This window comes from Chitinophaga sp. (assembly GCF_036566945.1).
GTDB lineage: Bacteria > Bacteroidota > Bacteroidia > Chitinophagales > Chitinophagaceae > Chitinophaga.
This window is the reverse complement of the sequence record NZ_DATCVJ010000905.1, coordinates 1-6,952: the sequence shown is the minus strand read 5'-3', so window position 1 is coordinate 6,952 and position 6,952 is coordinate 1. Positions and strand designations below refer to the sequence as shown.

6 protein-coding genes are annotated in these 6,952 nt (G+C 35.3%); all 6 read left to right on the top strand.

The annotated features are described in order from the left end of the window. Nucleotides 1–338 precede the first annotated feature (338 nt). Nucleotides 339–1,472 (top strand): site-specific integrase, encoded by a 1,134-nt coding sequence (locus tag VIP81_RS27220; protein WP_331968828.1) that lies wholly within the window; start codon nt 339–341, stop codon nt 1,470–1,472. A 34-nt stretch (nt 1,473–1,506) separates the two neighbouring features. Next, the gene (locus VIP81_RS27215; RefSeq protein WP_331968826.1) at nt 1,507–2,301 is read left to right on the top strand and encodes a hypothetical protein; all 795 of its coding nucleotides are present in this window, start codon (nt 1,507–1,509) and stop codon (nt 2,299–2,301) included. A gap of 160 nt (nt 2,302–2,461) precedes the next feature. Beyond that, the gene (locus VIP81_RS33815; RefSeq protein ID WP_414649395.1) at nt 2,462–2,746 is read left to right on the top strand and encodes a helix-turn-helix domain-containing protein; all 285 of its coding nucleotides are present in this window, start codon (nt 2,462–2,464) and stop codon (nt 2,744–2,746) included. A 1-nt stretch (nt 2,747) separates the two neighbouring features. Then, the gene (locus tag VIP81_RS27210) at nt 2,748–3,236 is read left to right on the top strand and encodes a hypothetical protein (RefSeq protein ID WP_331968823.1); all 489 of its coding nucleotides are present in this window, start codon (nt 2,748–2,750) and stop codon (nt 3,234–3,236) included. A gap of 51 nt (nt 3,237–3,287) precedes the next feature. Beyond that, nucleotides 3,288–4,250, top strand: coding sequence for a hypothetical protein (locus VIP81_RS27205; RefSeq protein ID WP_331968820.1), 963 nt, complete (start codon nt 3,288–3,290; stop codon nt 4,248–4,250). A gap of 764 nt (nt 4,251–5,014) precedes the next feature. Further along, nucleotides 5,015–6,952, top strand: a 1,938-nt coding sequence (locus VIP81_RS27200; RefSeq protein WP_331968817.1) for an SIR2 family protein, incomplete at its 3' end; no start/stop codon positions are given.

Below are 6,952 nucleotides of genomic sequence, written 5' to 3'. Positions count from 1 at the left end.
CCCCTCCCTTTGTTAATACTTCGTATTCGTTTTCTGGATTCACGAGATAATACAGAATACCGTTTTTTACTGTAATAAACCATCGTTTTTTCGCTTCAAATAGATTTTTGGATGAATGATACCAGAAAGCCTTTAGAATCGAAAAATTGCATAATGCAACAGTAAATTTGAATACGCTATTATTCTCTTGCACTCAAAATAATTACTTTCTTGCTTCGGAAGTGAGGTAACTAATGTTATTCCATCGAAACCTACGCGCGGAATGCATTACATGTTGTTTGAATGAAAAAGTCAGCTGAAAGTCGTGTTATAATTTGTAACCAGAAAAACGACTAAACATGAAAATTTATCTGCTGAAGCGTAAAAGCACTATTTCCGAAGAAAGCGGGAAAATCCGTAAAACAAGTTTATACCTTGCTTATCATTATGGCCCTCATCAACCACGCGAGTATGAATTTCTGAACCTTTATCTTTATGAAAAGCCCCGAACCCAGCTAGAAAGAGATCATAATAAGCAAACTACGCTTCTCGCCGAAACGATAAAAGCCAAAAAGATACTTGTAGCTAATAGTAGTCAGCACGGATTTATCAGCCCGATATTAGGAAAAACCAGCTTTATTGAATTTTTCAGAAAAGTGATGGAAACGAAGACTGATTCTGAAGGTAATAAGGGTTGTTGGGATAGCGCATATAAGCACCTTCTTGCTTTTTCCAATGGTAAAGACATTATCATGGACCAGGTGAATGAAATGTTTCTTGAACGGTTTAAAGAATATTTGTTAACCACCAAAGCAAGACGCGGAAACAAAGAACGGAAATTAGCAGTAAATACAGCACTCTCTTATTATACAAAAGTTAAAGCTGCCGTTAAAGAAGCACACGTAAGAAAACTACTACGTGAAAACCCTGTGACGCGGGTAAAAGGCATAAAGGCAGCCGAAACACACCGGCAGTATTTAATCTTTGAGGAACTACAGGTGCTTATGAATACGGAATGTGATGTACCCATCTTGAAACAGGCATTTCTTTTCAGTGCACTCACCGGGCTTAGATTCTCCGATATACACGCGCTAAAATGGGATAACATTCAATACAGTGAAGCTGATGGCTGGTGTATACAGTTCACTCAGAAGAAAACGAAAAGTGCAGAAACGTTGCCGGTCCCCGAGCAGGCTGTAAAACTACTCGGAGAAAAGGGAGTTGCTGATGGTCTGGTGTTTGAAGGTCTGCAATATAGTGCATGGCACAACGTCAAACTACGAGAATGGGTAAGTGCAGCCGGGATAAATAAAAAGATTACTTTCCACTGCGCACGACATAGCTTTGCCACCTTGCAGCTTAGCATGAATACCGATATATATACTGTTTCAAAATTACTCGGTCATAAAAACCTGAAAACCACTGAGATATATGGTAAGGTGATAAATAAAAGAAAAATTGAGGCAGCGAATAAAATTCCCAATTTTAAATAGCTCAATATACTATTTTTGAATAAATCCTATTATCGTGGAAGATGTTCTTACATATCGGAAGTATAAAGAAATTATTGAAACTTGTGAAATGTTGTTAAGTCCTGAAACTATTAGGAATCATGTTGAGGCATACCATCAGAAGTATCAGAAAGATAATCCCTTTATGTCTATAGCTCTTATGGAAATTATTGAGCATGAATACCCGCAAATAGATCTAATTGAAGATGAATCAATAGCGTGGATATCAATTTTTGACGATCTAGGAAAATCGATAGATAAACCGCAACTAAGATATCTGTATACATTGCTATTTACAGGCAAGTACACAACTCAACTTCAAGGAGAGATTAATGAAGTTGAAGCAAATGTATCCCAGCAAAATGAACAGCATCTATTTACCACTGAGCCATTTACTTTTAAATCTGATTTTGACGCTGATGATTTGTTATCGCTATATGATTGGTTAATACAGGAGGAATTTATTTCTGAGTTTGGAAAAGATAATTTTCAATTGCTTTTTTCAGGCCTACCTTTTAATGAACTCAACGGTAGAAAATTAACGTGGAGCATATCAAATACTTATGGTAACGACAATGAAGCTCTCTTCAATATGTTGTTTGTAATATGTCCAGATGAATACCCTAGTGGAAGGTACTATGCAGATTTTCTGAGGAAAATCATAACTTATATTACTCCATCAAATGCCAGCAAATTTAACTACAGTGCATTAAGAAAAGCATTTAGAACGTGGCGAAAGAATGGTAAAAAAAAGCCCAAAAGGCATTCCAATTCAGATAAACTTCTAACGTTCTTAAGAAAATCAATGTGATCGTTTCCAAGGTAGCAATGAGTTAGTTGCTACCTTGCCCTGTTGGATTGTAACCTTCCCCCATTCTACATTTGTACTGTAATTACAAACGGAAACTAGTTTCTCTTTACCCAAACTGAAGAAACAATCTTTATTTATTAAATAATTGAAAATCAATAATATGGACAATTTAATTCTCTCGGAACTAAGGGAGATTAGAAAACTATTGTCAGCAAGAAAGGAAATCCTGACAATGGATGAGTTTTGTCAATACTCTGGTATTAGCAAAAGCTACGCATATAAACTTACCTCCGGTGGACAACTGCGGTTTTATCGGCCATTTGGTAAGATGATCTATTTTGATCATCAAGATGTAATTACATTTCTCAAGCAGAATGGCACTTCATCAGCTACGGATCTGAACATTACAGCATCTAGTCTCTTAATTAACTCAAAAAACATGTAAAATGCTATCAGAAAAAAATAATATTCAGACCAATATCATTGGAAATGACATTCACAATGATGGTGTTGTCGATGAATCAACGAAAGCAAAGCTAGAATTTGCAGTAGTAATGCGTGTTAAAGACATCAATAAATCGATTGCGTTTTACTGCGGTCAAATGGATTTTACATTTTTACACCTGGAATGCTCCTCGGAATATTCTGTACGGGCCTATATTAAGCCATTTGCGGAAGCGAATACATATATATGCTTAGAACAATTCTTATCAGTATATCCATATCCATTTATTAAGCCCTCAATTTACTTCGAAGTAATTCCGGGAAGAGATCCGTTTGATTATCCGAATTACTGTGATAAGCTATTTTATCAGAAAGGGTTATCATTTGATAACTATAATAGAGAAACGCATGAAACGTTATGTTCTATTCTTCGCGATCCTGATGGTCAGGCTTTAATAATTGAAGATGGGTTTCCGATGGATTTCGAATAATTCATATTGAACCCAATACTAAATAAATACTTGACAATAAATTTATTACTCATGGAATTGACAAGAAATAATATTCTGGAATTTACAAACGGAGGGCTAAAAACTTTTAAAGCCCTCCATCCCGAACTGAATATCTACAGCTTAAATAGTGATTTTATTAAATGCCCCTTCAAGGCTTTTCATCCAAAATCATTTTCAATTCACAAAAAAGGCAAACAATGGTATTTCAAGGATACGACCTGCAATATATCGGGTGATATTTTTGACTACATTGCTCTGATAACGGGTTTAATAGACAATGGCGCAGAGGCCCATGTACTCGAAATGATAGCTGGTATATACAACGAGGAAGATGATGAAAACCGATTAATTGAATCAACAATATTTCATAATGGATTAAGGCTATCATTGACAGGTGCTAATTACGACAACAAGTATCTGAAGCAAAAATTCGAATGGATTATTGGCAATAAGACAATCGAAGTATTAAAACACTTTGACCTTCGGCCTTTAGATTCTTTAACATTGTTTGGTAAAAATGGTAGGAAGTACAATATTCTATCTTCATTTGAAACTGACATTCCACAGATTTTTTTCGCGTTCAACAATAGCTTTTACGTTAGTGACCATGCGTTAATATATGAACCACTTTTTCGAAAGGTCTATGATTGGGGTGATAGACCGCATAATTTTGTCCTAGGGCATTTTGAGTGTCAGGAACTTTTAAAGTCGGGAGCGGCGGATAATAGTAGATTGATAGTTACAGACAATGTTGAGTCACTGCTTCGAATACATGCAATGAATATCCCGGCTGTAGCCTGTGTAGATACCGAGTTTATTCTTAGCGATTATCTTTTACAAGGCGTCATTCCTCAATATTATAAAACTGAGCTTTATCTTGATCGGCTTGACCGGTACTATTACGTGGATAAAAAATATACAGAGCTTGAGCGTAAATATGGTTTAAAACAAACGGCCGTTTCCATTAAAAGTTGTTGCGGGAAGCAGACTTAATTAATCCTCCTATAGATATATCAAATTCGGTGGGTAATTTTTTTATCCGCCGAATTATTTAGGTATCGGTTACGAATTATCACAATCCCACTTTGCTTTCTCCCTAAACCCGCGATATAACAGACGACATAACATTGCAGGGTCGTTTCTGGATGAGAAAGTAATTCAGTGAGTTAAGAAATGAAGGTGATATTTACTATTGCATAATGCAATTTTTCGATTTTAATCGCTTTCTGGGATCAATCATCCAGAAATCTATTTGAAGCAAAAAAATCGTGGTTTACTATAGCGAGAATCGGCATTCATCATAAAGCTGTTGATTCTATATTAAGACAGATGGTTAAATATCTCCGATATGAGAAATGACTAGATTGCAATATTACAAGAATGCAATGCTGGAATTCTACTAATCACCTATTGCCGGTGGGTTAGTGTTCGGCCTCTTAAAATTTCTCTTGGCAGTTTTCTTGCGCACTAAGATGAACAATGCCTTCTCTCCCCATGTTATCAAATTGCAATATGAAAATATGCAGCTTCTTGGTACACTTATAATATCCAGGATATTCAGTAGTAATTAATTCGTATGTTCTTCCTCGTTCAGCATGTTGGGTTAAATTGCTTAATCTGTGTAAAGGTAGAATGGTAAAAATCATAGCGTTGTATAGAAAATCATAGCATTTTTTGTAATTTGTTGTTGCTAAATATTACTCCCTTTTACTTATATTACATATTTAAGTAACGTAAAACAAAAAATCTCTTTACCGATGGCAGATTTTGAAATCCCAAAATACCTCATAGACCAAATAAGGGAGGGAAATGTCGTTTTATTTTTAGGTTCTGGTTTTTCTTATGGGGCGACTCATCCACAAAAGAAAAAAGCACCGGTAGGACAAGGCTTAGCTGATTTGATGGCGGAAAAATTTCTGGGGGAAGAATATAAGGGGGATTCTCTTAAGAACATTAGCAAGTTTGCAATTTCTGAAGCAGGTATCTACGAAGTACAGGAGTTTGTTTATGATATATTTGAGCCATTTCAACCTGCCTCTTTTCACATCCAATTGGCAAACTTTAAGTGGAAATCTATTTACACAACTAATTATGACTTTATAATTGAAAGAATTTATAAAGATGCCCCTTTGCAGCAGATAACACCTGTTTTCAGAAGTACGAAAGATTTCATGATTTTTAGACATCCCAATACCTTACCATATTATAAACTGCATGGCTGCCTATCCAATATTAACGATGAGTTGGTACCATTAGTATTGACTCCAGAACAGTATAATACACACAGGCATAATCGAGAAATGCTTTTCTCTAAATTTTTCTCAGAGGCATGGAATCATACTGTTTTATTTGTTGGATTTAGTTTTGCTGATGACGATATAACAACTATATTGGAAGAGATTGATTCAAAGGTAGGAGGTAGGCCACGTTTTTATTTCGTAGGTCCAGGAATTAAGCCCGCAGAAGCAAAATATTGGGACTCTAAAAAGATTAGTCCGATTAAAGCAACGTATGAAAATTTTATTAAAGAGTTAGATAAGCTAATACCTGTGCACGCTCGGCAGCTTTCTATTATGAAACCATACGTTGAGCAACCAATTCACACAAAATTTGTTTTAGAATTTAAAGAGCTAACTCCTAGCGAAGATTTTAATTCTTTTTTGGATAAGGATGTTGAATATGTTCATGGTGCAATGAGTGCTGAGCATCAAGATCCAAAAGAATTTTATAAAGGATACTTTGAGAGCTGGGAGCCCATCATTAGAAATTTAGATGCTTCGAGAGATTTAACAGAAGCCATTTTGACTGAAATAGTAATTCAAGATTACTATAATAATCAAGAGGATGGTCAATGGCTAATTCTTATAAAAGGTTATGCTGGGGCCGGAAAAAGTGTTCTAATTAAGAGGCTGGCTTGGCAGGCTGCAATTGATTTTGAAAGGTTCTGCATCTTTTACAATAAATACAGCAAAATTCGGTATGAAAATATTTTTGAGTTATACAAGTATGCGAAGCAACGTATTTATATTTTTGTTGATAACGCACTTTCCAATGAGGATGATTTAATTCAATTACTAGATAAATCGAAAAAAGAACATATTCCTATCACTGTTATTACAACTGAACGAGTTAATATTTGGAATAATGAAAATAATAGCCTTAAATATTTTGTCAAAAAGGAGTATCAACTTGAGTATCTGTCTAAAAAGGAGATTTTAGAACTGTTATCATTGCTTGATAGACATAAGAGTCTAGGTTATTTGGAAGGAAAATCTCAAGACGAAAGAATTCGAGCTTTGAGCTATAAACCAGGCTATGAGCTATTAGTAACATTGTATGAAGCAACTCAAGGAAAACCTTATGCAGAGATAATCAATGATGAATATCTTAGAATAGACGGAGATAAAGCAAAATCTCTTTATCTCACCGTTAGCATCTTACACAGATTGAATGCCCCTGCAAGAGCAGGATTGATAGCGAGGGTGCATGGTATTTCAACAGAAATGTTCAAGAAGGAGCTTTATTCACCGTTGGAATATATTGTATTTGATAGATATGATCATCGTATCCAGGACTATGTGTATCAGACTAGACATCCTTATATTGCGGAGCTACTTGTCGAAACAATATTAGTTAGTCAGCAAGATAGGTTTGACGAGTATATTCGAATCATCCGGTTTCTGGATGTAGATTTT